This window comes from Pseudoclavibacter sp. VKM Ac-2888 (assembly GCF_015351285.1).
In the GTDB taxonomy this organism is placed as follows: domain Bacteria; phylum Actinomycetota; class Actinomycetes; order Actinomycetales; family Microbacteriaceae; genus Pseudoclavibacter.
On sequence record NZ_JADKSM010000004.1, the window covers coordinates 1 to 25,016 of the forward strand.

Consider the following 25,016-nt stretch of genomic DNA (forward strand, 5'->3'; position numbering starts at 1 on the left):
GCGGCGCAGAGTTGTGGGTGGGTGCGGTTGCGCGTGTTGTCGAGCGCATCTGCCCACAACTCTGTCGAGGGGATGGGCGGGCGAGCGGGCGAGTGGGTGAATGGATGAGTGGGTCTGCGGGTGGGTAAATGGGGCTGTGGGTCTGTGGGCCCGTGCGTGGGTCGGCGGGTCTGCGGGTCGGTGGGGCCCTGCGTGGGGCGGTGCGACGCCGCGCGGCGCAGAGTTGTGGGTGGGTGCGGTTGCGCGTGTTGTTGACCGCATCCGCCCACAACTCTGTCGAGGGGATGGGTGGGTGAGTGGGTCTGCGGGTCTGCGGGTGAGCGGACGAGTGGGTCTGCGGGTCGGTGGGGCCCTGCGTGGGGCGGTGCGACTCCGCGCGGCGCAGAGTTGTGGGTGGGTGCGGTTGCGCGTGTTGTTGACCGCATCCGCCCACAACTCTCTCGACGGGATAAGCGGGCGAGTGGGCGAGTGGGTGAATGGATGAGTGGGTCTCCGGGCGGGCGAGTGGGTCTGCGGGTCTGCGGGTGAGTGGGTCTGCGGGTCGGTGGGTCCCTGAGCAGGTCGGCGCGACCGCGCGGCGCCAGCGACGTGCGCGAGCAGTGTCGTCAGTCGGTCACCGCCCCGCAATCAACGGAAACGAACGGCACCCGCGCTAGGAACCGCATGCCCCCGCCGGATAGGATGGGAGCTTGTGGCGCGCGAGCGAGGCTCGACGCGCATCCCGAACCGGAGGAGACACGACACGTGAGTCTGATCGTCCAGAAGTACGGCGGATCATCGGTCGCCGATGCCGAGAGCATCAAGCGAGTGGCCCGTCGAGTCGTCGAGACCCGCCGAGCAGGGAACGACGTCGTCGTGGCTGTCTCCGCCATGGGCGACACGACGGACGACCTCATCGACCTCGCCCACCAGATCGCGACGATCCCGGATGCGCGCGAGTTCGACATGCTCGTCACGACCGGAGAGCGCGTCTCGATGGCACTCCTCGCGATGGCGATCAAGGACCTCGGCATGGACGCCAGGAGCTACACGGGCAGCCAGGCGGGCATGATCACCGACTCCACGCACGGCGATGCCCGCATCGTCGACGTCACCCCGGTACGCGTGCGCGAGGCGCTCGACGAGGGCGCCATCGCGATCGTCGCCGGCTTCCAGGGATTCAACCGCGACTCCAAGGACATCACCACGCTCGGGCGCGGAGGATCGGACACGACCGCCGTCGCCCTCGCCGCGGCGCTCGGCGCCGACGTCTGCGAGATCTACACCGACGTCGACGGGGTCTTCTCCGCCGACCCGCGCATCGTGCCCAAGGCGCACAAGCTGAGCTACATCTCGAGCGAGGAGATGCTGGAGCTCGCCGCCTCGGGTGCGAAGGTCCTTCACATCCGCGCGGTCGAGTACGCACGCCGACAGGGAGTCACGCTCCACGTCCGCTCGTCGTTCTCCGACCACGAGGGCACCATCGTCTACAACCCAGACCGGGCAGAGGAGTACGAAGTGGAAGCAGCAATGATCGCGGGTGTCGCCCACGACCTGAGCCAGGCCAAGATCACCATCGCGGGGGTTCCTGATGTGCCAGGCAAGGCGGCTGCGATCTTCACGATCGTCGCCGAGCAGGGCGCGAACATCGACATGATCGTGCAGAACGTGTCCGAGCAGGACACGAAGGTCACCGACATCTCCTTCACGCTCCCCAAGGCCGACGCGCAGCGCGTGCTCGACGCCGTCGCCGCGGAGGGCGAGCAGATCGGCTACGCGTCGCTGCGTCTCACGGAGGACATCGGGAAGATCTCGCTGGTCGGCTCCGGCATGCGCACCAACATCGGCGTGACGGCGAAGCTCTTCACTGCGCTGAAGGATGCTGGCATCAACATCGACATGATCTCCACGTCCGAGATCCGCATCTCGATCATCACGCAGGCCGACCTCGTCACCGAGGCCACCCGTGTCATCCACACCGCCTTCGACCTCGACGGCGACGCCGAGGCAGTCGTCTACGCAGGCACCGGCCGCTGACGCGGCTGAGCAGAAAAGAGCACTCATGAGCACCAAGTTGAACGTCGCCGTCGTCGGCGCGACCGGCCAGGTCGGCGCCGTCATGCGCACCCTCCTCGAGGAGCGCGACTTCCCCGTCGCGAGCATCCGCTTCTTCGCCTCCGCCCGCTCGGCGGGAACGACCCTCCCGTTCCGCGGCGAGGACATCACGGTCGAAGACGTCGCCGTCGCCGACGTGAGCGGCATCGACATCGCGCTCTTCTCCGCGGGGGCGACCACGTCGCGCGCGCAGGCCGAGCGCTTCGCCGCCGCCGGCGCGGTTGTCATCGACAACTCGAGCGCGTGGCGCCGCGACCCCGAGGTGCCGCTGGTCGTCTCCGAGGTCAACCCGGAGGCCATCGTCGCGCCGCCGAAGGGCATCATCGCGAACCCCAACTGCACGACCATGGCCGCGATGCCCGTCCTCAAGGTGCTGCACGAGGCGGCCGGTCTCGAGCGCCTCGTCGTCTCGACCTACCAGGCCACGTCTGGCTCCGGCCTCGCGGGTGCCCGTGAGCTGTCCGGCCAGGCCGTCGCCGCGGTCTCGCAGGGCGAGGAAGCGCTCCTCGGGCTCGTGCACGACGGTTCGTCCGTCGAGTTCCCGGCTCCGGACAAGTACGTCGCCCCCATCGCCTTCAACGTGATCCCCCTCGCCGGGTCGGTCGTCGACGACGGATCCGAGGAAACGGACGAAGAGCAGAAGCTGCGCAACGAGAGCCGCAAGATCCTCGGCCTCCCCGAGCTTCGCGTGAGCGGAACGTGCGTTCGCGTCCCCGTCTTCACGGGCCACTCGCTGTCGATCAACGCCGAGTTCGCCGACGCGCTCACGCCTGACCGTGCGCGCGAGCTGCTCGCTGCGGCGCCGGGCGTCGCGCTGGTGGACGTGCCCACGCCGCAGCAGGCTGCCGGCGCCGACCCGAGCCTCGTCGGCCGCATCCGCCAGGACCAGTCGGTCGACGGCAACCGCGGTCTCGCGCTGTTCATCTCGAACGACAACCTCCGCAAGGGCGCAGCGCTCAACGCGGTGCAGATCGCCGAGCTCGTCGCCGCCAAGGCCTGACGACCGCCTCTTCCGCACAGAACGGACGCCCTCTCGGGGGCGTCCGTTCTTGCGTCTGGCGCCGAGAATGCCGCGGCGGAACACGCCCGTGGTGGCCATTGCATTCGAAAACGGCAAAAAGCTCAGAATGTGACGACTGACGTGCATCCTCGAAGCGGACGTGCATCTGCCTCGGACGTAGACTGTCTCGGTGACTGATTCACAGAAGATCTACGACGTCGTCCTGATCGGCGGGGGCATCATGAGTGCCACCCTCGGCTCGCTTCTCAACAAGCTTGAGCCGGAGTGGAGCATCAAGATCATCGAGCGACTCGACGGGCTCGCTCAGGAGAGCTCGAGCCCGTGGAACAACGCGGGAACTGGGCACGCAGCGCTCTGCGAGCTCAACTACACGCCTGAGAAGGACGGCGTCATCGACGCGTCCAAGGCAATCCAGATCAACGAGCAGTTCCAGGTGTCTCGTCAGTTCTGGGCCTCGCTCGTCGAGGCGGGCGAGCTGCCCGAGCCGTCCGGGTTCATCAACTCCGTGCCGCACATGACGTTCGTTCGAGGGGCCGAGAACGTCGAGTTCCTGCGCCGCCGCTTCGAGCTGCTCAAGACCGAGCCGCTCTTCTCGACGATGGAGTTCTCCGACGACCTCGAGGTCATCAAGGCGTGGGCGCCGTCGCTCGTCGAGGGGCGCCCGTCGGGCGAGCAGGTCGCCGCGACGCGCGTCGCCGCCGGAACCGACGTCGACTTCGGTGCGCTGACGCACAAGCTCGTGCAGGGTCTTGTCGACCGGGGCGCCGTGCTGCGCCTCAACACGGAGGTCATCGCGCTCCGCCAGCAGCGCGACGGCATCTGGCAGATCGCGACGCAGCAGCGTGCCGGCGAGCAGAAGGGCCGCAAGAACGTCACCCGTGCGCGCTTCGTGTTCGTCGGGGCAGGCGGCGGCGCGCTTCCGCTGCTGCAGAAGTCTGGCATCGACGAGATCAAGGGCTACGGCGGCTTCCCCATCTCCGGCCAGTTCTTGCGCACCGACAACCCGGCGGTCGTCGAGAAGCACCTCGCGAAGGTCTACGGCAAGGCATCCGTCGGCGCCCCGCCCATGTCGGTGCCGCACCTCGACACGCGTGTCGTCGACGGCAAGCCGGCCCTCATGTTCGGGCCGTACGCGGGCTTCAGCCCCAAGTACCTGAAGACGGGCAGCTACCTCGACCTCGTCAAGTCGCTGCGCCCGCACAACCTCATCCCGATGCTCGCAGTCGCGAAGGACAACTTCGACCTCGTCACCTACCTCGTCGGCCAGGTGCTCGCGAGCAAGGACAAGAAGTTCGAGCAGCTGCAGGAGTTCTTCCCGGAGGCGAACGCCGCCGACTGGCGCCTCATCACGGCGGGGCAGCGCGTGCAGGTCATGAAGAAGGACCCGAAGCGCGGCGGCATCCTGCAGATGGGCACGGAGGTCGTGGCCAAGAAGGACGGTTCGATCGCCGGCCTGCTCGGGGCCTCGCCCGGAGCATCCGTCGCCGTGCCGGTCATGATCGACCTGCTCGGCCGCTGCTACCCGCAAAAGAAGGCCGAATGGGCCCCGAAGCTCGAGGCGCTCGTACCGAGCCTCGGCACCGACGTCAACGATTCGGCCGAGCTCGCCGACTCAACGCAGGCGGCCAGCGCGAAGGCGCTTGAGCTCAACGCGCACTAGGACACGCGCTCAGGCAGCCCCGAGGCGGCCGACGCACGCCACCGAAGCCGTTCCGCACCCGCGGGGCGGCTTCGCTGCGTCAGCCCTGGTCCGATCGGCGGCGCAGCGCGAGGCGGACGACGACGCCCATGAGGAAGACGCCGAGCGCCGACGCCAGCGCGAGCGGGGGCAGCGTCACGACGAGCACGACGCAGCCGAGGGCGCCGAGCGCTGAGACGGCGCGCGGAACGCTGCGGTGCTCCCTCGCCTGGGTGAGCGCGCTGAGATTCGCGACCAGGTAGTAGACGAGCACTCCAGCGCTGGAGAACCCGATGACCTCGCGGATGTCGCCGACGCAGATCAGCAGCGCGGCGCCGGCCGCGACGGCGAGCACCGCGACCCGGGGTACCGAGGTCGACGGATGCTGGCGCGCCAGCGGGCCGGGCAGCTCGTGTCGTCTGCCCATCGCCATCGCCGTCCGGGAGCTCCCCGCCAGCACGGCCGAGAGTGCCCCGATCGAGGCGACCGCGGCAAGGATGCCGACTACGGCCTGGACCGCGGGCTGGGTCTCGACGAGGGCCGCTATCGGAGCCGGTGTCAGCGCGAGCCTGCCCGGGCCGAGCGTTGTCAGGAGCGCCCATCCGAGCATCGCCAGGATGACGCTCACGATGAGGAAGGACAGCAGCATCGCCCTTGGCACGGTGCGCCGCGGATCGCGGACCTCCTCGGAGAGCGTCGCGACGCGGGCGTAGCCGGCGAAGGCGAAGAAGAGGATGCCGGCGCCCTGCAGGACGCCGCTGGCCGAGAACTGGGCATCGCTTCCGGACGCGGAGCCGAAGAGCGGCGGCGAGAGCTGCGCCGTGACCAGGACTGCGACGAGCCCGAGCATCACGACGCCGGCGATGATCGTCGCGATGGCCGCTGTCCGCGTGATGCCGAACATGCCGGCCGCGGTGACGGCGAGCAGCACCGCGAGTGCGACCGGCCGCGCGAACGGCTCAGGCACGAGGTACGCGGCGGCTGTGATGGCCATGGCCGCGACCGAAGCGGTCTTGCCGATCACGAAGCCCCAGCCGGCGAGGAAGCCTGGCCACTCGCCGAGCTGCTCGCGCCCGTAGAGGTACACGCCACCCGCTCCTGGATGCTGACGCGCGAGTTGCGCGGTCGATGCTGCGTTGCTCGCGGCGACGACCAGCGCGACGCCGAGGCTCAGCAGCATCCAGCTGCCGGCCGCCTGTGCCGCCGGGGCGAACGCGGAGAAGACGCCTGCGCCGAGCATGGCGGAGACGCCGATCGCCGTCGCGCCGACCGTGCCGACCTTCCTCGGCTCCGCCGTCTGCTGCATCCGCCCGCCTCCGCTCCTGTGCGCAGCGCCTGTTCGCCTGCTCGTCAGGCCGACGATAGGGGCCGTCGGTGAACGCCGCACGGCGGGTACGCTCAGGCGATGACCTCAGCTCCGTTCACGATTCGCGCGACGACGCCAGACGACTGGCACGAGGTGCGGGAGATCCGGCTCGAGATGCTCCAAGATACCCCGCTTGCGTACACGGAGACCCTCGAGGAAGCGCTTGGCCACGATGAGGCGGAGTGGCGGCGGCGGGGCGCGCGGGGCGATGCTGCCAACGGCATCTCGCTCGTCGCGGTGCTCGACGACGGCCGCTGGGTCGGCACCATGGGGTGCGTCTCCTTCCGGGATGAGCCGTGGCCGATGCTCGTCAGCGTGTACGTGGCGAGCGCCTTCCGCGGGGCGGCGGCCGGGGTGACGGATGCGCTGCTCGCCGAGGTCGAGGAGTGGGCCAGCTCGCGGGCGTCCGGCCTCATGCTGCACGTGCACGAGGACAACGCGCGGGCGAGGGCCGCGTACGAGCGGCGCGGCTTCGTCGCGACCGGCTCGACCATTCCCTACCCGCTCGATCGGCGGCAGCGGGAGCTGGAGATGGTCAAGCGGCTCTGAACGGTCGCATCCTGCGGACGGTGTCCCGAGGTGGGCGGATGCGCGCCGTGCGGGTACGATCAACCGGGCTCAGCCCTGAAACGAGGAGGACCATGGCCAAGCTGTACTTCCGCTACGGGGCGATGAACTCGGGCAAGTCGACGGCGCTGCTGCAGGCGGCGTTCAACTACGAGGAGCGCGGGCACCGGGTGGTGCTCGCGAAGCCCGCGATCGACACGAAGGTCGAGGGGGAGATCTCGTCGCGCCTCGGCATGACGAGGGGCGTTGAGATCCTCGTGGGTGTCGAGGACAGCCCCCGCGAGCAGCTGGCGGCGCTGGTCGCTGACGGTCAGCCGATCTCGTGCCTGCTCGTCGACGAGGCCCAGTTCCTGACGACCTGGCAGGTCGATGAGCTGCTGCGCATCGCCGTGCTCGATGGCATCCCGGTGCTCGCGTACGGCATCCGCACCGACTTCCAGACCATCGCGTTCCCCGGGAGCCAGCGGCTGCTCGAGATCGCGCACTCGCTCGAGGAACTCAAGACGATCTGCCGCTGCGGGCGAAAGGCCATCTTCAACGGTCGCCGCGTCGCCGGTGAGTTCGTGTTCGACGGCGGCCAGGTCGCGATCGACCAGGGCGAGGTCAGCTACGAGTCGATGTGCGGCAACTGCTACCTCGAGGCGTCGCACGGACGACTCGGGGCGGGGCGCCTGTAGGCCGTCCCCGACCGGCGCACCCGCCCCGAAAGCTCGGCTCAGGCGACGATGGTCAGCTGAGCTCGGCGCGGAGGATTGCAGCTCCCGCCGACAGTGCGCTCAACTTGCCGTAGGCGACGTCTCGCGGCAGGGGAGCCATGCCGCAGTTCGTGCTCGCGATGAGCTTGTCCGCATCCACGAACTGGAGTGCCTTGCGGAGGGTGTCGGCGACCTCATCCGGGGTCTCGATCTCTTCGCTCGCCACGTCGATGGCGCCGAGCATGACCTTCTTGCCGCGGATCAGCTCGATGAGATCCATGGGCACGTGCGAGTGCTGGCTCTCGAGGGAGACGATGTCGATGGACGACTGCTGGATGAGCGGGAACGTCTTCTCGTACTGACGCCACTCCGCCCCGAGGGTGGCCTTCCAGTCGTTGTTCGCCTTGATGCCGTAGCCGTAGCAGATGTGCACGACGGTCTCAGCGCCAAGGCCCTCCGCGGCACGCTCGAGAGCTGCGACGCCCCAGTCCTGCACGTCGTCGAAGAAGACGTTGAAGGCGGGCTCGTCGAACTGGATGATGTCGACTCCGGCGGCCTCGAGCTCCTTGGCCTCCTGGTTGAGGATCGTCGCGAACTCCCACGCCAGCTTCTCGCGGCTCTTGTAGTGGCGGTCGGAGAGGGTGTCGATCATCGTCATGGGCCCGGGGAGTGCCCATTTGATCTTCTGGTCGGTCTGCTGCCGCAGGAACTTCGCGTCCTCGACGAAGACGGGCTGCTTGCGGCTCACGGCTCCGACGACGGTGGGCACGCTCGCGTCGTAGCGGTCGCGGATGCGGACCGTCTCGCGGTTCTCGAAGTCGACGCCCTCGAGGTGCTCGATGAAGGTCGTGACGAAGTGCTGGCGGGTCTGCTCACCGTCGCTGATGATGTCGACGCCGCGATTGCGCTGTTCCTGGACGGCGATGCGAAGCGCATCCTGCTTGCCCTCGACAAGCGCCGCGCCTTCGAGCTCCCAGGGCGACCAGAGCACCTCTGGCTTCGCGAGCCAGGACGGCTTGGGCAGGCTGCCGACGCTTGCGACGGGGAGGAGGTTGTTCATATTCGTCGATCCTTCTGGGTCATCGAGCGGAGACGGCGTAGCTGGCGGCCCAGGCGTCGAGCACGTCGCCGTGCGGCTTCACGAAGTGCTCCTGGGTGTAGCGGCCCTGGGTGATGGCGAGCTGGCTGCGCTCTTCGCGGTCGTAGGCGATCTCGGTGCGGGAGAAGTCCTGCTGGTCGAGTGTTGGGCTGTAGATGTTCGCGGCTGCGGAGTTGGCGTTGTAGATCTCGGGTCGGTAGATCTTCTGGAACGCCTCCATCGTGCTGATCGTGCCGATGAGCTCGAGGGTGGAGTAGTCGCTGAGCAGGTCTCCGCGGAAGTAGAACGCGAGCGGGGCGACGCTGCCTGGGGGCATGAAGTAGCGGACCTGCAGCCCCATCTTGCCGAAGTACTGGTCGGTCAGGGAGTACTCGTCCTGCCGGTACTCGACGCCGAGGACAGGGTGGTGGTTGTCGGTGCGCGTGTACGTCTTGCTCGTCGAGACGCTGATGCAGATGACGGGCGACTTCGGGAACCGCGCCTGGTAGGCGGCCGAGTCGAGGAAGTGCTGGAACAGCTTGCCGTGGAGCTCGCCGAAGCCGTCGGGCAGGGAGAATCCGCCACCGCCCGCGTTTGCCGACGGCAGCAGCACGCTGAAGTCGTAGTCGCGGAGGTAGGAGGAGAAGTTGTTGCCGACGATGCCCTGGTGGTGCTCGCCCGTCGACCGGTCGACGATCCCGATGTCGAGGACCTCGAGCAGGGGGAACTCGCGGTCGTCGCCTTCGTCGTCGAACTGCAGCGACGCGGAGATGATGTCGAGCTCGAGCGTGTAGCGGTCGCCGGTCGGGTTGTCCCAGCGGGCGAGGTCGTTGAAGCGACGGTCGATCATCGTCAGGGCGTTGCGGAGGTTCTGCTGACGGTGCTCGCCGCGGGCCAGGTTGGCGAAGTTCGTGGTGATGCGGGAGCTCTCCGACGGCGCGTAGTGCTCGTCGAAGCGCGTGGTGGTGATGTTGAACGTGATGTCGTTCGCCATGTGAGGCCAATCCGGGAGTCGAGAGGCCGGTCGGCCTGTGGGCGTGGATGCGTCCATTGTGCAGGCGATTCGCGGCCATCGAGTAATTCGACGCAACTATGCGTCACTATAGGCTTCGGCTATGACTCGGCGATCGAACGGCGTGACTCTGCAGCAGCTGCACTACTTCGTCGAGGTCGCCGCCGAACGGTCGATCAGTGCCGCCGCCGACATGCTGTTCGTCGCGCAGCCGACGATGTCTGCGGCGATGAAGGACCTCGAGACCCGGGTGGGCCGCGCGCTCCTCGTCCGCTCTGCCCGCGGCGTCTCGCTCACGACCGACGGGACGGAGTTCCTGCGGTACGCGAAGCAGGTCGTCGAGCAGGTGGAGCTGCTCGAGCAGCGCTACCTCGGTCGCCCGCCTTCGCGTCGCCTGCTCGGGGTGTCCGCGCAGCACTACTCGTTCGCGGTCGACGCGTTCGTCCGCATGGTCAAGGGCACCGGGGCGGCCGAGTACGAGTTCTCGCTGCGCGAGACCCGCACGTGGGACATCATCGAGGACGTGCGCACGCTCCGCAGCGAGCTGGGCCTCCTCTACCGGAACGAGTTCAACCGGAACGTCATCGACAAGCTGCTGCGGGAGTCGGGCCTCGCGTTCCACACGCTGTTCCTCGCGGAGCCGCACATCTTCGTCTCCCGGAGGAACCCGCTCGCGTCGAAGGCGCGCGCGACGCTCGACGACCTCGCCGGCCTGCCTCGGCTCACCTTCGACCAGGGCGCGAACAACTCCTTCTACTTCGCCGAGGAGATCCTCTCCACGCTGTCGAGCAAGCAGGAGATCCGCGTCTCCGATCGCGCGACGATCTTCAACCTCATGATCGGCCTCGACGGCTACACGATCTCGACGGGCATCATCAGCGACGACCTCGACCCGGGCATCGTCGCCGTCCCGCTCGACGTGGACGAGCGCATCGAGATCGGCTGGATCGGCCACTCCGCGATCCCCCTCACCGCTCAGGCGCAGCGCTACCTCGACGAGGTGCGGGCGGTTGTCGCGGAGGCTGGGGTGGAGCTGCTCGGGTAGGGGAAGTTCGGATCCACTCGGGGATTTTCGCGCTACTTTGTAAGTAGCTGAGCATTCTGTACGTTTCAGTCGATGAGGCGTACCCTGTCGACATGAGTCAGATAGCTATCACCGATGCCCGTGCCCGCCTGGCCTCGATCATCGACGATGCGCGCCTCGAACCGGTGTACCTGACTCGGCGGAACCGGCCTGTCGCCGCGGTGATCGATGCCGCACAGCTTCAGCAGCTCCTCGAGGACGCCGAAGAGCTGGCCGATATTCGCGCAGTGGACGCTGCGTGGGAGGAGACCGAGGCGTTGGGTGAGGAGCCGGTCCCGTGGGAAGTCGTCAAGCGTGACCTCGGTCTCGCTCCGTGAGCTACCGGATCCTGGTCCTCCCGGCGGCGGCCAGAGTCATCAAGAAGCTCCCACCGGAAGCGAAGCGTCGCATCCAGGCAGCGGTTGAGCTGCTCGCAGAGGATCCACGACCACCTGCCGCCAAGAGACTCTCCGGACGCCCGGAGTGGCGAGTGCGAACGGGTGACTACCGAGTGCTGTATCGCATCCAGGATGACGTCTTGACCGTGGTGATCGTTCACGCTGGTCATCGGCGTGAGGTCTATATGGCCTAGGTGAGGTGAGCGTTTTGCCTGTGTGGTCTGCGCCGATGGTGGCCTAGTCCGCTCGCGCATGGCTGAGCGCTCGTCTCTGCGCCGCCACGTCCGGCGTCGGCGCAGCCTCACGCCTCGAACGTCACCCGCCCGCCGACGACCGTCAGCACCGTCCGCGCCGTGAGCAGACTCGCGGCGGGCTCGGTGAGCACGTCGGTGTCGACGACCGTGAAGTCGGCGGCGGAGCCCTCGCGGATCTCGCCGCGCCAGCTCGCGTCGCCGACGGAGGCGGCTGCATCCCGCGTCGCGTGGAGCAGCGCGCGCTCGATCGGCACGGTGCGGTCGAGGCGAGAGGCCGAGTAGCTCGGGTCGAGGGCAGACTCGCGGGTCGCCGCGATGTAGAGGTTGGCGAGCGGACCGTACGGGGCAGTTGGCGCATCCGTCGAGAACGCCAGCGGCGCCTGGGCGTCCTCGTATTCGTGCCAGGCGAAGCCCCGCTCGACTCGATCGTCGTCGAGCTGCGCGATCCAGTTGCCGAGCACCGCCGGATCGGCGTGCACGGGCTGCATGGATGCCGTCACCCCGAGGGTCGCCATGCGCTCGGCGGTGCCGGGCGCCGCGTACTCGAGGTGCTCGATCCGGTGACGGCGCGGAAGCTCGCCGTTGGCCTCGAACGCATGCTCGAGTGCATCCAGCGCCATGCTGCTCGCCGCGTCTCCGATGGCGTGCATCGCGATCTGCAGGCCGGCCGCATCCGCCGCCGCGACCACGGGGAACAGTCGGTCCGCCGGCCAGATGGCATCGGCGTTCGACCCGTCGGCATACGGCGTGCTCATCGCCGCCGTGCAGGCGTCGATCGTTCCGTCGAGGATGAGCTTGATGCCGACCACGCGCAACCAGGGCGAGGCATGTTGGGCCGAGAGCTCCCCGGCACGCTCGACCTGCGAGAAGTTCTGGGCGTCGTCGTCGGTATTGGAGACGAGCCAGTGCGCCGCAACCCGCAGGGGGAGGGTGCCGCCCCGTCGGTCCGCCGCGCGCCGGAGTGCGTCGAGCGCGACCTCGTTGAGCGCCATATCGACGACCCCCGTCACGCCGACGGCGCTGTACGCGGCGAGCACGCGCTCGACGGCGACGTCTCGGTCGGCGTCGGTCATCGCGGCGTCACGCTGCGCCCACGCGTACTCGACCGCGGCCGTCTCGAACAGCATGCCGTTCGGCTCCCCGTCCGCATCCCGCCCGATGCGGCCGCCACTCGGGTCAGGGGTGTCGCGGGTGATGCCGAGCTCGCGCAGGGCCGCGCTGTTGACCCAGCAGGAGTGGTAGTCGTTCGCGTCGAGGTACACGGGCACATCGGCGACGACCTCATCGATCATCGCGGCCGTCGGGGCGCCGCCCGGGATCGAGTCGAACAGCCAGCCGCGACCCCGCAGGACGCGGGCATCAGGGTCCGCGGCGCGGGCCTCGGCCAGCAGGCGCTGGATCTCACCGAGGTTGCGGGCATCCGTGAGCCCCACCTGCCCGAGGGCCTCGCCCATCATCACGAGGTGCGTGTGCGCGTCGGTGATCCCGGGGAGCACAAGCTGCCCGCCCAGGTCGACCGTCTCATCCGGATGCGCGGCGAAAGCTCGTGCGCCGGCCTCGTCGCCGACGAACGCGAACACCTCCTCGCGCACCACGAACGCCGTCGGGGCGGGTGCATCCGCTGCGGTCTCGGATGCGGGGCCCTTCCCGGATGCGGGGCCCTGGAAGACGTGGGCATTCGAGTACAGGGTGGTGGTCATGCGTTGGCCTCCGTGAGGATCGGGGTGGAACGTTCGGTGCGGGTCGAGATGGCGGCGATGATGCCGGTGGGGACGGCCAGGACGAAGCTCGTGATGCCGAGCGCGAGCGTGAAGCCCTGCGCGCCGAGCGTCTCGCTGAGGCTGGCCCCGACGAGGGGAGTGAGGGCCGAGCCGACGAGATAGACGGAGAGGAGCGGGCCGGACCAGCGGCCGCGAGCATCCAGCGCCGCCGCCGTCGAGAGGAAGTACATGTACGCGACGGCGTAGATGGAGTTCCAGGCGATGAACGCCACGATGAGCGCCGCCTCGTCGGTGAGCGTGCCCTGCACGATCTTGAGGATGCCGCCGAGCACCAGCAGCACGATGAGGGGCACGGCCCGGCCGAGGCGGTTGCCGACGGCCATGAGCGCAAGCGAGCCGAGGAGCCCGCCCGCGGTGGCGCCGGAGAGCGCGATGCCGAGCCCCTCCGGGGTCAGGCCGCTCGTCTCGGCACCGATGATGCCGATCATGGCCCAGAGCGAGTCCTCGCTGACCGCCCAGAGTGCGAAGACGACCAGCAGGCCGAAGCCGCTCACTGTGAGCAGTCGCGACGACGCGGCGCTCTGCGTGCGGATTGCGCCGGTCGGTGGGATCTCGATCGGCATCGCCTCGCCCGTCGCGGCGCCAGCTGTTCCGAGTGCGGCATCCGCGTCGAGCAGGGGAACGCGGGGGAGCCACTTCGTCATGACCAGGCCGATGGCCGAGAAGAGCGCGAGCGAGCCGAAAACGTTGAGCGGCGCGAGCCCGAGCAGGGGCAGGGTCGCGAGGACGATCGAGATGACGCCTCGGTTCGTGAAGCCGTTCCAGCCGGCCACGCGGTCCGGGTTCCGGAATGACGCCATCGCCGCTCCGGCCGAGGCAACCGCTCCGCCGGCGCCGATGCCGCCGACGAGGAGGCCGGGGATCGTGAGTGACGGCACGAGGGCCGCGGCGAGGAACCCGAGCGTCGCGACGGTGAGACCGATGCGGGCCACCTGATGGCGGCGCGCGCCCGCGCAGAGGCCGGCGGCGGCGAGGCCGGCGACCGCGGTCAGGAGGAGCGTGCCCGTGACGAGCCAGCTCGCGGCGAGCACGTCGAGGCCGACCGCCGTCTGTGCCGCGGTGATCATGTACGGCGACAGGTTCACGGCCAGGTAGCCGGCGATCGCGATGGCGAACGTCGCAGAGGCCGGCGCGAGGCGCAGGGGCACTCGCGTGCTGAGTTCGGCTGCAGTGGTCATGGGGCTCCATGGGTCTGGGTTCTCGGCGTGCGTCCTGCTGCTGCGAACAGGTTCCGGCGCGACGTGCGTTTGGCGAACACCATTCGCCAGCGAATGGTGTTCGCTAGTATGCACGGAGACGGAGCCGAGCGGAAGGCATCCGGAGCATTTTCCTCGAACAACACGACGGGGAGGCCAACACACGTGCACGAGGTGAAGGGGCGAGCCATGGAGGGACGCAGGATCGTCGGGCTCACACCGGCCCGCATCGCCGACGCCGGGCTGCAGCTCGTCGAAGCTGGCGAGCCGTTCGGCGTCAACGCCATCGCGCGCAAGCTCGAGGTGCGGCCGTCCTCGCTCTACAAGCACGTCGCGGGACTCGACGACATCGTCGAGCTCATGCGCGGTCGGCTCGTCGATCGCTACCGGGCAACACCGGAGCAGCGGGCATGGGACCAGTACGTCGAGGAGGTCGTGCGGCTCCAGCGGCGCATGTACGCCGACCATCCGGCGCTGCTGCCGTTCCTCATCGGGAAGACCATCACGAGCTCCTCGGTGATCGAGGCCTACGATGACCTCGCCGTCGCGCTGCAGGCCGGGGGCTTCCCCGACGACGACATCGTCACGCTCATCGGCATGATCGACGCGTTCGCGATCGGCTTCGGCCTCGAGCTGGCGTCACCGGAACAGGTCTGGCAGCCGGATGCGCCGACGCGGCTCTTCGGGAGGCTCCTCGCCGACTCCAAGTCGGGCCCCGAGCGCATCGAGCGCTCGTTCGAGCTCGGACTCGCGGTCCTGCTCGCGGCGCTGCGCGAACGCCTCCCGCGCGCCCAGGGCTGAGTTGTGGTCGTTCCCGCGCTTCGCAAGCAACCACAAGTCAGCCCTGGGTGGGGAGAGTCAGCCCTGGGCGGGGCGGAACGCGCGTCGAGTCAGTAGCCTGGTGACACCTGTCCGCCCCAGCCCGGAGCCCACGATGACGTTCTCGCACGGTGCCGCTCCCGAGCGCACACGCAGCAGCCCTTGGCTGTACGTCGCGCTCGGCGTCGTTCTCGTGGCCGCGCTCGCGGTGCTCGGCTTCTTCTTCGGCGGCGCGTTGCTCACGCAGGCCACGAGCCGCGCCGCGGAGACCGACGAGACGGTCACCGTCGGCAGCGACGAGTCGGCCGTCGCGGTCGTCGCGCCGGCCGGATGGGTCATCGTGCCCCACTACTTCGGCACCGACGTCGTGACGCTCCGCAGTCCGGATGCGCGCCTCGAGATCACCCTCCAAGTGCCGTCCCAGCCCCAGTCGATGGTGGATGCGTCCGAAGCCGCAGCAGGTGAGGCGAGCGAGGCGCTTGCCGAGGACGGGCTGGTGCCAGAGGGCGCGATGGCCGCCGACGTCGGAAGCCTCTTCTGGATCGACGAGGTGCCGAAGGAGGGGCTCTCCGTGCGCCACGCGAGCTACGAGTACGGGCAGGCTGCCGCAGAAGGACAAGGGGCTCCCGGCGTGATGGTCGGCTCCGCGGCCGTTGCGAGCGCTGGTGCCACCTCGCCGAACGCTGCGGTACGGTTCAGCGCCAGTGCAGACGACCTCGACCGGTATCGCCCCGCCATCGCCCAGATCCTCGAGACCATCGGCGGGTCGGCCGCGTGACGCGCAGTCGATGGCGCTCGCGGCAGCCCAGCACACAGCCACGCCCTGTGCGGCGCCTGCTCACGGTCGCGATGCTCACGGCCACGGCCCTCGCGCTCTCGGCGTGCGCCCCCGCTCCCGACTTGGCCTGGCAGCCGCCCGTTCGCGCGGCCGTGACGAGCTTCGACGAGGCGGTCGGTGACGTCGCGGGCGCGGAAGCCGGGGCCACGCCCCTGGACCACTACCGCATCCGCGACTCGGCACCCGCCGTCGACGCGAGGTGGACGGAGGTGCCAGGGCAGGCCGATCTGAACACGCGTGTCCGCTCGCTGGTCATCGACGCGGTCGGCACCTTCGCGACGAGGCTCGGCACCGTCTACGAGCCGGAGGCCGCAGCAGCGGGAGCTGGGCTCGGAAGTCGCGGCTGCGAGGCGGGCTCCAGCAGCATGCCGGCCGTTGAGGTGCTCGCCCAGGGCGGCGCCACGGCCGGTGAGGCGCTCGTCATCACGTGCGAGATCGTCGTCGCCAGCGGCAGCGAGTTCGGCGAGCGCGTCCGGGTCGTCGAGGGAACCGCGGGAGCAGCCCCAGCGGTCACCCGAGACGAGAGCTTCGTCTTCTTCGCCGACACCGCGACGGCGCAGCAAGCCGGTGGCGCCGACGTCATCACGGCGGACGCGGCACTGGCCATCTGGAACGAGCTCGTGCTCGCCGCGCGGCGAGAACTCGGCGCCCTCTGGGACACGCAGGTCGCGGCGCCGAGCGACACCAACGCGGCCGTGCTCGCACAGGGGTTCGCCGACGTCACGCCCACACCGGACGGTGGACTGCGCATCGGCATCCCCGCGGGCCTCCTCACCCCTGAGATGGACGTATCCGGCGGTGCGAACGCTTCCCCTCCCGTCTCTCCTGACGGCGAGACCACGCTCGTCGTCGGCGAGCCGATCTCGCACCGCTTCCCGAGCATCCACATCGGCGCGGAACTGGCAGCCCCCATGCTCACCGACCTCGGCCGTGAGCTCGTCGCCGCCTCGGCGACCCCGCAGCCGCTCGTCGCTGGCCAGCGGCCGCTCGCCGGCGACCGCCAGGTCGACTGCACGCTGTTCCCGTGCGTCGCCCTGACCTTCGACGACGGCCCCGCGCCGATCACGGAGACGCTCCTCGGGCAGCTGCGGGAGCAGGACGCGACCGCGACCTTCTTCCTCGTCGGCCCGAACGTGCAGCGGCACCCAGAGATCGCGAGGCAGATCGACGACGACGGCCACCAGATCGGCAACCACTCGTGGACGCATCCGCGGCTCACGACCCTCGACGACAAGAAGATCGAGGAAGAGGTCAAGAAGACCAACGACGCCATCGCGGCCGCGACCGGCGAACGGCCGAGCGTCTTCAGGCCACCGTATGGGGACCTCGACGCGCGGGTCCTCACGAAGCTCGGCATGCCGGCCATCCTGTGGGACATCGACACCCTCGACTGGGAGGGGCCGCCGCACGAGACGCTCGTCGACCGCGGCGCGAACGAGGCGGAGGCCGGGTCGATCATCCTCATGCACGACATCCACGACTCGACCGTCGACGCGGTGCCCGAGATCCTCACAGGCCTCCACGACCGGGGGTTCGTGCTCGTGACGATCGATCAGATCTTCGGCGGCGCCCCAGCCGCGGGCAACAGCTACACGTCGGCGCGGTAGCTCAGGGGTGCGAGACCAAGACGGCGAGGCCAGGACAGCTCCGCCAAGATAGCTAGGCCTCGACCTGCGCGGCCCAGGCCTTCACGAGCTCGGCGAGTGCGCCCCGCGCATCTTCGAACTCGGCCATGCTCGCGAACGAGACGACGGCGCGGCCCGGGCCCCGCCACGCGAGCAGCTTCGAGCGGTCGTCGACGACGACCTCCGGGTGCGCTGGCTTCACCTTCGCGCCCGTGTGCAGGACGAGCTGCACGGCCTTCGGGCGCCGGAGGTTGAGGGTCGCGAAGTCGTCGGCGACCTTGTAGTTCGGCGACTTCCACTTGATGCTCTCGATGACGTCGGGATGCGCGTCCAGCAGCAGCCCCCGCAGGCCGACCGCCGCATCCCGCAGTGGATGCTCGAGCTCGGCGAAGTAGGCGTCGACATCCGGCGACGGGGCAGCGGTCATGCCGCCAGCGTAGACCTGTGGTCCGCTGGCGGCTCGACTCGCAGCACTGCTCGGGCTCGGGGCGCCGGTCAGTACTTCGCCGACTGGCCGCCATCGATGGGAACGACGGCCGCGTTGATGTAGCTCGCGTCGTCCGACAGGAGGAACGCGACGACCGCTGCGATCTCCTCGGGCTGCCCGTAGCGCTTCGTGGGGTTGATCTGGATGAACTGCTCTGCTGCCTGCTTCGGGTTCTCCGCGTCGAGCTGGCGCATCGAGTTCTCGACCATGGGCGTCCAGATCGCGCCGGGCGCGATGGCGTTGACGCGCACGCCGAACTGGCCGTACTCGACGGCCGAGTTTCGGGTGAGGCCGACGACGCCGTGCTTCGCGGCAGCGTAGCCCGACTGGTTTCCGACGCCGCGGATGCCGCCGACGGATGCCGTGTTCACCACGAAGCCGGAGCCCTGCTCGCGCATGACCTTGAGCACCTTCTCGAGGCCGAGGAACACCCCGCGGAGGTTGATGGAGACGACCCGCTCGAACTCGTCTGCGCCGAAGTCCTCGGTGAGGTTCTGGCGGCCTTCGATGCCGGCGTTGTTGAAGAAGCCGTCGATGCGGCCGAAGCGCTCGAGAGTGGCGGCGACGTAGGCGTCCGTGTCGGCCTCGCTGGAGACGTCCGCGGTCGTCGTGAAGACCTCGGCGTCAGGCGCGGTCTCGAGGATGGCTGCCTTGCTCGCTTCGAGGCCCTGCTCCGAGATGTCGACGAGTGCGAGCTTCCCGCCCTCGCTCGCGACGCGGACCGCGGTGGCGCGGCCGAGGCCGGATCCTCCGCCGGTGATCAGAACGACTTTGTCGGTGAACCGAGACATGCTTCTCCTTCGTTGCGGTGCATCGCCCGGCAGTCGCAGGACGACACTCTAGTTATGTCGTGGCCTAGTGAATTTATTCCCGAGAGGCCTCCGCGACGGGCCCGACTCGCCCCCAGCGAGCATCCACATCCGCTTCCTAGGATTGCGATATGACTCAGGCGACGCAGGACGCACGACCAGACGGCGAAGAAGCGGCAGAGCAGGGCGTGTACTCGAAGGCCGGGCAGCCCTTCGACCGCGACACCAACTACATCGGCGACCGCATCACGAAGGATGCGCGCTCGGTCGGCGAGGGCATCCAGACCTGGCCCGTCGAAGCCGGACGCTACCGGCTCGTCGTCGCTCGCGCCTGCCCATGGGCGCACCGCTCGACCATCGTCCGCCGGCTCCTCGGCCTCGAAGACACCATCTCGATGGGCATCTGCGGCCCCGTGCACGACAAGCGCTCGTGGACCTTCGACAAGGACCCGGGCGAGCTCGACCCGGTGCTCGGCATCCCGCGCATCCAGGACGCCTACCTGAAGCGCTTCCCGGACTACCCCCGCGGCATCACCGTGCCCGCCATCGTCGACGTGCCGAGCGGCGGCGTCGTGACGAACGACTACCCGTGGATCACCCTCGACTTCTCGACCGAGTGGACCGAGTTCCACCGCGACGGCGCCCCCGAGCTCTACCCGGAGGTGCTGCGCGACGAGATGGACGCCGTGATGAAGCACATCTACACCGAGATCAACAACGGCGTCTACCGGTGCGGCTTCGCGGGGTCGCAGGAAGCCTACGACGAGGCCTACGACCGACTCTTCGCGGCGCTCGACATCGTCTCGGAGCGCCTCGAGACACGTCGCTACCTCATGGGCGACACGATCACCGAGGCCGACGTACGTCTCTACACGACGCTCGCCCGCTTCGACGCCGTGTACCACGGCCACTTCAAGTGCAACCGGCAGAAGCTGAGCGAGATGCCGGTGCTCTGGGCCTACGCGCGCGACCTCTTCCAGACACCAGGCTTCGGCGACACGACCGACTTCGTCGACATCAAGCGCCACTACTACGAGGTGCACCGAGACATCAACCCGAGCGGCATCGTCCCCGCAGGCCCGGAGCTCCACAACTGGAAGCTGCCGCACTTCCGCGAGCAGCTCGGCGGGTCGCCGTTCGGCGACGGCACCCCTCCCGGCCCGAACCCAGAGCCCATCGAGGCCGCTCACGACCTCGTGCACCTCGGACGCTCGCGCGCATGAGCAGCGATGTGATCGGCGTGCTCGACGACTTCGCGAGCCGCCCCGTCGAGGCTGCCGAGCGCCTCGCGGGCGAGCTGACCGCAGATGCCCTCAACGCGCATCCGGGCGGCCACGACAACTCGATCGCCTGGCTGCTCTGGCACACGGCGCGCGAGATCGACGTGCAGCTCACGCCCCTCTCCGGTGTTCCCGAGGTCTGGTCAGCTGAGGGCTTCGACGCCCGCTTCGGCCTCGGCGAGCTCGGCGACTCGGTCGGCTACGGGCACTCGACGGCCCAGGCGCGCGCCGTCATCGTCGACGATGCCACGCTGCTGCTCGACTACCTGCGCGCGGCGACGGATGCACTGCGCACGTACATCCGCTCGCTCAGCCCGGATGCGCTCGGCGAGATCGTCGACGACCAGTGGGACCCGCCCGTCACGCGCGCCGCCCGCATCGTCAGCATCATCGACGACGCGGCCCAGCACGTCGGCCAGGCCGCGTATGCCGCAGGCATCCTGCGAGGGTGATGCTCGACGGCTCGGGCTCGAGCCCTACTTCGAGCTCGAGCCGCGTCCGACCGCGGCGGCCCTGCGCGGCTCCCCGCCGGGGCTTCGCTGCGACTTCCGCCCCGTGAAGATCACGATGGCCCCGCCGATCGCCGCGACGATGGCGATCGCGCCCCAGATGCCGACAGCGGCCCACGCAGCACCGCCGATCACCAGCAACGGCACGAAGGTGATCGCCGCGACCTCGACGGGCACGACCGGCAGGTAGGCGATCGAGAAGTCCTCCAACGTGCGCGACTTCATGCGCGGGTCCACGATGCGAAGCAGGGCGATGCCGGTCGCGACGGCGCCCGTCGCCCAGCCCCACGTGAACAGCTGGCGCTCGAACCACCCGTCCTGCATGAGTCGAGGCGCCGCGAAGAAGCCCAGGAACAGGCAGAACGCGAGACCGACGAGGAACAGGATGAGCAGGGCGAGCCAGTTGTCGGCCACGATGCTCGGCACGATGGAGACCATGCCGCATACGACGAGGACGTCGGTGGCTGCGCCGGAGATGGAGCGCAGCGAGTCGGGGTCGATGTACTTGCGCGTCTTCGAGACGGCCATGAGCCCCCGCAGGACGAGGCCGACGATGAACGCGATCGAGAAGAGGGGGAACGTCACGGCGGGGAGCAGCTCGCCCAGCATCAGGTTGATGCCGTAGGCGCCGGCGGACACGCCGGCGACGATCGCCGCCTGGAACGCGAGCGACTCGATCGTCCCACCGGAGAAGGTGTGCGTGCCGATCGAGGGCCGCGTCTTGATCTGATCGAGCACACCCGTGCGCAGGTCCTCCGGCATGCTCTTCATGCCAGCGAACTCCTTCGCGTGGCCACGCATCGCACCGATCTTCGCCTGGATGATGCCGCCGACCACGCCGACGAGCATGCCGACGGTCGCCGCCGTGAACGCGATCGACTGCACCTCCGGCTGGCCCGCATCCGCGAACACCGCCCCGATCGCCGCCGCCGAGCCGAAGCCGCCCGCCCAGCCCGCGAAGAGCATGAGGCCGATGCTGTCTGGAGCCCCGAGCAGAGGGCCGAGGAGCACGAGCACCAGCACGAGGCCGATGACGACCTGCAGCGAGTACATGAGCACGCCATAGGCGGCGAACCCCGCGACGTTGCGGCCGATCTTGAAGATGTTGAAGTCGTCGGTGAGCGCGAGGCACGCGAACACGAGGACGATGAGCAGCGAGCCGTATGTGCCCAGCTGGTCGGAGAAGGGAAGGAGCCCGAGCCCGTTCGGACCGAGCAGCAAGCCGAGCGCACCGGCGATGACCGACGCGGGGATCATCATCGTCTGCAGCGGTTTGATCTTCGCCCTCGCGAGGGTGCCGATGATGAGGAGCATGCCGATGAGGCCGGCATCGACGAGGAGAGCTTGAGGCGTGTACTCCACGAGAACTCTTTTCTGTGCGTTGGGGATCGTGAATCCGGTCGTCGCTGACCGGGAGGAATGGGCGGGGTCAGCGGATGAGCGAGTTCTGAGCGGCCCAGCCGTGGAGCGCCGAGCTGATCGGCCCGAGCAGGCCGAGCGGGTCGCCCGCCTCGACGCGCACCGCCAGCGGATAGCTGTGCTCCGCGTCCTGCAGCTCACGGAACGTCACCCCCGGCCACGGGTGCAGCGCGAGCGACTGCGGCACGAGCGCGATGCCCAGCCTGGCGCTGACGAGACCGAGGATGGCCTGCTCGTTCGTGACGCGCGCGGCGATTCGGAGCGGGTGGCCGGAACGGAGGAACGCGCTCGCCGTCAGGTCGAAGGCGAGCGGCGCTCGCCCGCGATCGAAGAGCACGAGCGGGAAGTCGCGGAGCTGCTCGGCCGAGACGATCTGCTGCGCGGTCAGCTCATGGTCGGCCGCCACGGCGACGCAGAGGCGCTCGCGGAAGGCGACCGCGTGCCGGTCGCTGTCCGGCGAGAGGTCCCGGAGCAGCGCCACGTCGAGGTCGCCGTCATCGACGGCCCTGCTCAGGTCCGTCGTGCCACCGTCGGAGACCGTGACGGCGTAGGGCGACAGCGGCTCGGCGCGGAGCAGAGTCGGCAGCGCGCTGGAGAACAGTGAGCTGATCGATCCGAGGCGCAGCACCCGTTTCGCGCGTTCCTCGGTGGCCGTCGACGCGAGGTGCTGGAGGCCCTCTGCTCGACGGCGGATCTCCACTGCCTCCGGGTACAGCGCCTCGGCGGCCGGCGTCGGGACGACGTCACGTCCGCCGCGTTCGAAGAGGGTGACGCCCAGCTGCGCCTCGAGGGCCGCGACCGCCTGGCTCACGGGCGACTGCGCGAGTCCGAGTCGCTTCGCAGCTCGGGTGAAGCTGCGCTCCGTGTAGACGGCCACGAAGCAGCGCAGCTGCTTCAGGCTGATCTCGCTCACGCGCTGAACCGCTGCGGCGCGAAGGGGGAGATGTCGAACTCCGGTGTGCGGCCCAAGGCGGTGTCGGCGAGAATGTCGCCGAAGACCGGGGTGAACTTGAAGCCGTGGCCCGAGTATCCGGTGCCCACCGTGATGCGCTCGCTGATCCTCCCGATGATCGGGGTCTTGTCGAACGTGAAGAGGTCTGCGTGCACGGAGTGCTTGGCGATCGCGTCTGGCAGGCCCGGGATACGCGCATGGATGTCGTGCGAGATCTTGGCGCGCTCGGCGACGCTCAGGCGGCGTTCGAGCTGCTCGGGAGCGTCGATGTCTCCCCACTTCGCGTCGTAGCCGGCCTTCACGAGCGAGCCGTCGAGGGTTGGGACGCCGAAGATATGCACGTTGCCGTGGTCCCGGATGAACGCGGGGAACACCTCGGGTGCGAAGTCGTGGGGGTTCTCTGGCGCGAACCAGGTGAGCGCGATGGGCTTGATCGTCAGGTGCGGTGCGAGTTCCGGGAGGAGCTGTGGGGTCCAGATCCCTGCCGACACGATGACCTGCTTGGCGCTCAGCGTGCCGTCCGCTGTGGTGACGTGCACTGCGCCTGCGGTCTCCTCGATCGAGAGCACCGCCGTGCTTCCGCGCAGCTCGGCGCCCGCGGCGCTCGCGCGTCGTTGGATCTCGGCCACGGCCGATTCGGGTCTGAGCGCACCGCCGAGCTCGTCAAGGACGGCGATCTCGTCGGTCAGCTGCTCATGCTGCGGGTAGCGGCTCCGGAGCTCCGCCGTCGACAGGGCCGCGTGCGGGATATCGGCGTGGGCGAGGGAGCGGCGCACCTGCTCGAGGCGAGGGTCGTCGGGGGAGCCGATCGAGAGCACCCCCGTCGACTGGAAGATGGGTGCCCGGCTCTCCTCGGCCAGCTCGAGCCAGGCATGACGGGCCGCGAGCAGCAGGGGCACGTAGTGGGACCCCTCGTGGTAAGCCGCGCGGAAGAGGCGGCTCTCGCCCGAGTAGGCCCCGTCGTCATGGACGAGGGTCTGCGCCTCGAGGCCCAGCACGCTCGCGCCATTGCAGGCCAGATTCCAAGCCGCGTACGAGCCGGCGGCTCCGAGTCCGATGACGACAACGTCTGCATCCATCACATGATCATGCGTGGTCCGAAACCCAAACGCAAGACTTAAATCAGATTGAGGCAGTCATTCGGCAAACGAAAAACAGCTGATGTCGGTGTCTCAGAGGTCGGACAGCGCCTTCGCGATCGCGAGGTGCAGGGTCACGAGCGTGGGCCACCCCTCTTTCGAGACCTGGTGCGCGTTCAGAATGGCGTGCGCGATGCACCACTCCCTGGCGTCATCGAGATCGATGCCCGCCTCGCCACTGATCAGCTCAACCCGGCTGCGTACCTCCGCGTGCATGAGCGCACCGCCCCGGTAGTCCTCGACGCGAGTTCGCAGCGCCGGGTACACCTCGAATCCGGCGGGACCCGCGACGGGCTTCGGGTCGATGGCAAGCCACGGCTCCCGCTCGGCGGCGAGCACGTTCCCGTAGTGCAGATCGAGGTGCAGCAGCCTCGGCTCGTAGGGACGCGAGTCGAACGTGTCGAGGGCGCGGTCGACCCACCGGCGAGGCACCGAAGGCGGATGCGCCCGCAGGGGCGCGATCCAGTCGCGCGCCTCGACGCGGAAATCGGGCACCGAATGCGGGGGTGCGACGTGGAGGCGCCGCAGGAGGCCGCCGATCACGAGGCACGCGTCGTCGGTCTCGACCGAATGCAGGTCGAGATCCGCGTCGAGGGGCTCGAGGAGCAGCGCGAAGTCAGCCGGATGCGCCGCCACGAGCCGCACGATGCCCCCGCCGTTCCAGTGGCGAAGCCCGAGGTGTTCGACGGCTGCCTCCCGATGGGGCCAGCTGAGCTTCAGTACCTGCGGCTGCCCGTGACGAGCGACCGGCAGCACGATCGCGTTATGGCCGTTGTGAGCCGCACCGGTGATGGTCAGCTCCCACGCGTCGAGGCGCTCGTCGATGAGAGACGGCAGGCGGCGGAGCCACTCGTCGCCGTCCACCCCGAGGTCGGCGGGGCGACCCGCGACGCGGCGGACGAGGTCTTCTGGGATCAGCACGATGGCCACACTGAC

24 protein-coding genes are annotated in these 25,016 nt (G+C 69.0%); 13 read left to right on the forward strand and 11 right to left on the reverse strand.

All coding sequences use genetic code 11. The features are described from left to right. Nucleotides 1-744: 744 nt before the first annotated feature. From ITJ61_RS18310 to ITJ61_RS18320, 3 genes are all read left to right on the forward strand, one after another. Nucleotides 745-2,016, forward strand: coding sequence for an aspartate kinase (locus ITJ61_RS18310; RefSeq protein WP_104243220.1), 1,272 nt, complete (start codon nt 745-747; stop codon nt 2,014-2,016). Between the two features lie 25 nt (nt 2,017-2,041). After that, nucleotides 2,042-3,094, forward strand: coding sequence for an aspartate-semialdehyde dehydrogenase (locus ITJ61_RS18315; protein ID WP_104243219.1), 1,053 nt, complete (start codon nt 2,042-2,044; stop codon nt 3,092-3,094). 190 nt (nt 3,095-3,284) lie between these two features. After that, the gene (locus tag ITJ61_RS18320; RefSeq protein ID WP_194687073.1) at nt 3,285-4,775 is read left to right on the forward strand and encodes a malate:quinone oxidoreductase; all 1,491 of its coding nucleotides are present in this window, start codon (nt 3,285-3,287) and stop codon (nt 4,773-4,775) included. Between the two features lie 79 nt (nt 4,776-4,854). On the opposite strand, the gene ITJ61_RS18325 is transcribed toward ITJ61_RS18320, so the two are convergent. Continuing rightward, nucleotides 4,855-6,099: an APC family permease gene (locus tag ITJ61_RS18325; protein ID WP_194687074.1), complete on the reverse strand. Its 1,245-nt coding sequence runs from the start codon at nt 6,097-6,099 to the stop codon at nt 4,855-4,857. Nucleotides 6,100-6,198: 99 nt separating this feature from the next. On the opposite strand from ITJ61_RS18325, the gene ITJ61_RS18330 reads away from it, so the two are divergent. Next, nucleotides 6,199-6,708 (forward strand): GNAT family N-acetyltransferase, encoded by a 510-nt coding sequence (locus tag ITJ61_RS18330; RefSeq protein ID WP_104243213.1) that lies wholly within the window; start codon nt 6,199-6,201, stop codon nt 6,706-6,708. A 92-nt stretch (nt 6,709-6,800) separates the two neighbouring features. Then, a complete protein-coding gene (locus tag ITJ61_RS18335; protein ID WP_104299734.1) occupies nt 6,801-7,403 on the forward strand; it encodes a thymidine kinase in 603 nt (200 codons plus the stop codon). 52 nt (nt 7,404-7,455) lie between these two features. Here ITJ61_RS18335 and ITJ61_RS18340 read toward each other — a convergent pair whose 3' ends face one another. Both ITJ61_RS18340 and ITJ61_RS18345 read right to left on the reverse strand, forming a co-directional pair. Continuing rightward, nucleotides 7,456-8,481, reverse strand: a complete 1,026-nt coding sequence (locus ITJ61_RS18340) for a methionine synthase (RefSeq protein WP_104305981.1) — start codon at nt 8,479-8,481, stop codon at nt 7,456-7,458. 19 nt (nt 8,482-8,500) lie between these two features. Next, nucleotides 8,501-9,493, reverse strand: a complete 993-nt coding sequence (locus ITJ61_RS18345; protein ID WP_194687075.1) for a DUF1852 domain-containing protein — start codon at nt 9,491-9,493, stop codon at nt 8,501-8,503. A 121-nt stretch (nt 9,494-9,614) separates the two neighbouring features. Between ITJ61_RS18345 and ITJ61_RS18350 the strand changes: the two genes are divergently transcribed. The 3 genes from ITJ61_RS18350 (at nt 9,615) to ITJ61_RS18360 (ending at nt 11,166) form a co-directional block, all read left to right on the forward strand. Next, nucleotides 9,615-10,556: a LysR family transcriptional regulator gene (locus ITJ61_RS18350; protein ID WP_104243205.1), complete on the forward strand. Its 942-nt coding sequence runs from the start codon at nt 9,615-9,617 to the stop codon at nt 10,554-10,556. A gap of 92 nt (nt 10,557-10,648) precedes the next feature. Beyond that, the gene (locus ITJ61_RS18355) at nt 10,649-10,912 is read left to right on the forward strand and encodes a type II toxin-antitoxin system Phd/YefM family antitoxin (RefSeq protein WP_104243203.1); all 264 of its coding nucleotides are present in this window, start codon (nt 10,649-10,651) and stop codon (nt 10,910-10,912) included. Continuing rightward, nucleotides 10,909-11,166: a type II toxin-antitoxin system RelE family toxin gene (locus tag ITJ61_RS18360; RefSeq protein ID WP_104299731.1), complete on the forward strand. Its 258-nt coding sequence runs from the start codon at nt 10,909-10,911 to the stop codon at nt 11,164-11,166. Before ITJ61_RS18355 ends, ITJ61_RS18360 begins: the two co-directional genes overlap by 4 nt. Nucleotides 11,167-11,273: 107 nt before the next feature. On the opposite strand, the gene ITJ61_RS18365 is transcribed toward ITJ61_RS18360, so the two are convergent. Together ITJ61_RS18365 and ITJ61_RS18370 are read right to left on the reverse strand one after the other, a co-directional pair. After that, a complete protein-coding gene (locus ITJ61_RS18365) occupies nt 11,274-12,926 on the reverse strand; it encodes an amidohydrolase (RefSeq protein WP_194687076.1) in 1,653 nt (550 codons plus the stop codon). After that, entirely contained in the window at nt 12,923-14,185 is a 1,263-nt protein-coding gene (locus tag ITJ61_RS18370) for an MFS transporter (protein WP_194687077.1), read from the reverse strand. The genes ITJ61_RS18365 and ITJ61_RS18370 overlap by 4 nt, the downstream gene beginning before the upstream one ends. 207 nt (nt 14,186-14,392) lie before the next feature. Here ITJ61_RS18370 and ITJ61_RS18375 point away from each other — a divergent pair, with 207 nt between their 5' ends. The 3 genes from ITJ61_RS18375 to ITJ61_RS18385 all read left to right on the forward strand — a co-directional run bounded on the left by ITJ61_RS18375 (nt 14,393) and on the right by ITJ61_RS18385 (nt 17,467). After that, nucleotides 14,393-15,004, forward strand: coding sequence for a TetR/AcrR family transcriptional regulator (locus ITJ61_RS18375; RefSeq protein ID WP_194687078.1), 612 nt, complete (start codon nt 14,393-14,395; stop codon nt 15,002-15,004). 133 nt (nt 15,005-15,137) lie between these two features. After that, complete coding sequence (locus ITJ61_RS18380) at nt 15,138-15,800, forward strand: hypothetical protein (protein WP_194687079.1); 663 nt, start codon at nt 15,138-15,140, stop codon at nt 15,798-15,800. A gap of 47 nt (nt 15,801-15,847) precedes the next feature. Further along, nucleotides 15,848-17,467 (forward strand): polysaccharide deacetylase family protein, encoded by a 1,620-nt coding sequence (locus tag ITJ61_RS18385; protein WP_194687080.1) that lies wholly within the window; start codon nt 15,848-15,850, stop codon nt 17,465-17,467. 52 nt (nt 17,468-17,519) lie between these two features. On the opposite strand, the gene ITJ61_RS18390 is transcribed toward ITJ61_RS18385, so the two are convergent. Further along, nucleotides 17,520-17,912, reverse strand: coding sequence for a DUF1801 domain-containing protein (locus ITJ61_RS18390; protein ID WP_194687081.1), 393 nt, complete (start codon nt 17,910-17,912; stop codon nt 17,520-17,522). 68 nt (nt 17,913-17,980) lie between these two features. Continuing rightward, nucleotides 17,981-18,763 (reverse strand): glucose 1-dehydrogenase, encoded by a 783-nt coding sequence (locus ITJ61_RS18395; protein WP_104305989.1) that lies wholly within the window; start codon nt 18,761-18,763, stop codon nt 17,981-17,983. A 149-nt stretch (nt 18,764-18,912) separates the two neighbouring features. Here ITJ61_RS18395 and ITJ61_RS18400 point away from each other — a divergent pair, with 149 nt between their 5' ends. Both ITJ61_RS18400 and ITJ61_RS18405 read left to right on the forward strand, forming a co-directional pair. Next, nucleotides 18,913-20,004 carry a glutathione S-transferase family protein gene (locus ITJ61_RS18400; protein WP_194687082.1) on the forward strand — a complete coding sequence of 364 codons (1,092 nt, stop codon included), beginning with the start codon at nt 18,913-18,915 and terminating at the stop codon, nt 20,002-20,004. Continuing rightward, on the forward strand, nt 20,001-20,513 hold the full coding sequence (locus tag ITJ61_RS18405) for a mycothiol transferase (RefSeq protein WP_194687083.1): 513 nt from the start codon (nt 20,001-20,003) through the stop codon (nt 20,511-20,513). Before ITJ61_RS18400 ends, ITJ61_RS18405 begins: the two co-directional genes overlap by 4 nt. Before the next feature lie 24 nt (nt 20,514-20,537). Here ITJ61_RS18405 and ITJ61_RS18410 read toward each other — a convergent pair whose 3' ends face one another. From ITJ61_RS18410 to ITJ61_RS18425, 4 genes are all read right to left on the reverse strand, one after another. After that, nucleotides 20,538-21,932: a sodium:glutamate symporter gene (locus tag ITJ61_RS18410; RefSeq protein WP_323744407.1), complete on the reverse strand. Its 1,395-nt coding sequence runs from the start codon at nt 21,930-21,932 to the stop codon at nt 20,538-20,540. Between the two features lie 67 nt (nt 21,933-21,999). Next, the gene (locus ITJ61_RS18415; RefSeq protein ID WP_194687084.1) at nt 22,000-22,902 is read right to left on the reverse strand and encodes a LysR family transcriptional regulator; all 903 of its coding nucleotides are present in this window, start codon (nt 22,900-22,902) and stop codon (nt 22,000-22,002) included. Then, nucleotides 22,899-24,020, reverse strand: coding sequence for an N-methyl-L-tryptophan oxidase (gene solA, locus ITJ61_RS18420; RefSeq protein WP_194687085.1), 1,122 nt, complete (start codon nt 24,018-24,020; stop codon nt 22,899-22,901). Before solA ends, ITJ61_RS18415 begins: the two co-directional genes overlap by 4 nt. A gap of 93 nt (nt 24,021-24,113) precedes the next feature. Then, nucleotides 24,114-25,001: an aminoglycoside phosphotransferase family protein gene (locus ITJ61_RS18425; protein WP_194687086.1), complete on the reverse strand. Its 888-nt coding sequence runs from the start codon at nt 24,999-25,001 to the stop codon at nt 24,114-24,116. Between the last annotated feature and the right edge of the window lie 15 nt (nt 25,002-25,016).

Coding starts and splice junctions, on each gene's coding strand:
- ITJ61_RS18335 (WP_104299734.1), top strand. CDS start 6,801: ATGGCCAAGCTGTACTTCCGCTACGGGGCGATGAACTCGGGCAAGTCG.
- ITJ61_RS18400 (WP_194687082.1), top strand. CDS start 18,913: ATGACTCAGGCGACGCAGGACGCACGACCAGACGGCGAAGAAGCGGCA.
- ITJ61_RS18380 (WP_194687079.1), top strand. CDS start 15,138: ATGACGTTCTCGCACGGTGCCGCTCCCGAGCGCACACGCAGCAGCCCT.
- ITJ61_RS18355 (WP_104243203.1), top strand. CDS start 10,649: ATGAGTCAGATAGCTATCACCGATGCCCGTGCCCGCCTGGCCTCGATC.
- solA (WP_194687085.1), bottom strand. CDS start 24,020: ATGGATGCAGACGTTGTCGTCATCGGACTCGGAGCCGCCGGCTCGTAC.
- ITJ61_RS18395 (WP_104305989.1), bottom strand. CDS start 18,763: ATGTCTCGGTTCACCGACAAAGTCGTTCTGATCACCGGCGGAGGATCC.
- ITJ61_RS18375 (WP_194687078.1), top strand. CDS start 14,393: ATGGAGGGACGCAGGATCGTCGGGCTCACACCGGCCCGCATCGCCGAC.
- ITJ61_RS18390 (WP_194687081.1), bottom strand. CDS start 17,912: ATGACCGCTGCCCCGTCGCCGGATGTCGACGCCTACTTCGCCGAGCTC.
- ITJ61_RS18350 (WP_104243205.1), top strand. CDS start 9,615: ATGACTCGGCGATCGAACGGCGTGACTCTGCAGCAGCTGCACTACTTC.
- ITJ61_RS18330 (WP_104243213.1), top strand. CDS start 6,199: ATGACCTCAGCTCCGTTCACGATTCGCGCGACGACGCCAGACGACTGG.
- ITJ61_RS18315 (WP_104243219.1), top strand. CDS start 2,042: ATGAGCACCAAGTTGAACGTCGCCGTCGTCGGCGCGACCGGCCAGGTC.
- ITJ61_RS18365 (WP_194687076.1), bottom strand. CDS start 12,926: ATGACCACCACCCTGTACTCGAATGCCCACGTCTTCCAGGGCCCCGCA.
- ITJ61_RS18405 (WP_194687083.1), top strand. CDS start 20,001: ATGAGCAGCGATGTGATCGGCGTGCTCGACGACTTCGCGAGCCGCCCC.
- ITJ61_RS18325 (WP_194687074.1), bottom strand. CDS start 6,099: ATGCAGCAGACGGCGGAGCCGAGGAAGGTCGGCACGGTCGGCGCGACG.
- ITJ61_RS18340 (WP_104305981.1), bottom strand. CDS start 8,481: ATGAACAACCTCCTCCCCGTCGCAAGCGTCGGCAGCCTGCCCAAGCCG.
- ITJ61_RS18345 (WP_194687075.1), bottom strand. CDS start 9,493: ATGGCGAACGACATCACGTTCAACATCACCACCACGCGCTTCGACGAG.
- ITJ61_RS18370 (WP_194687077.1), bottom strand. CDS start 14,185: ATGACCACTGCAGCCGAACTCAGCACGCGAGTGCCCCTGCGCCTCGCG.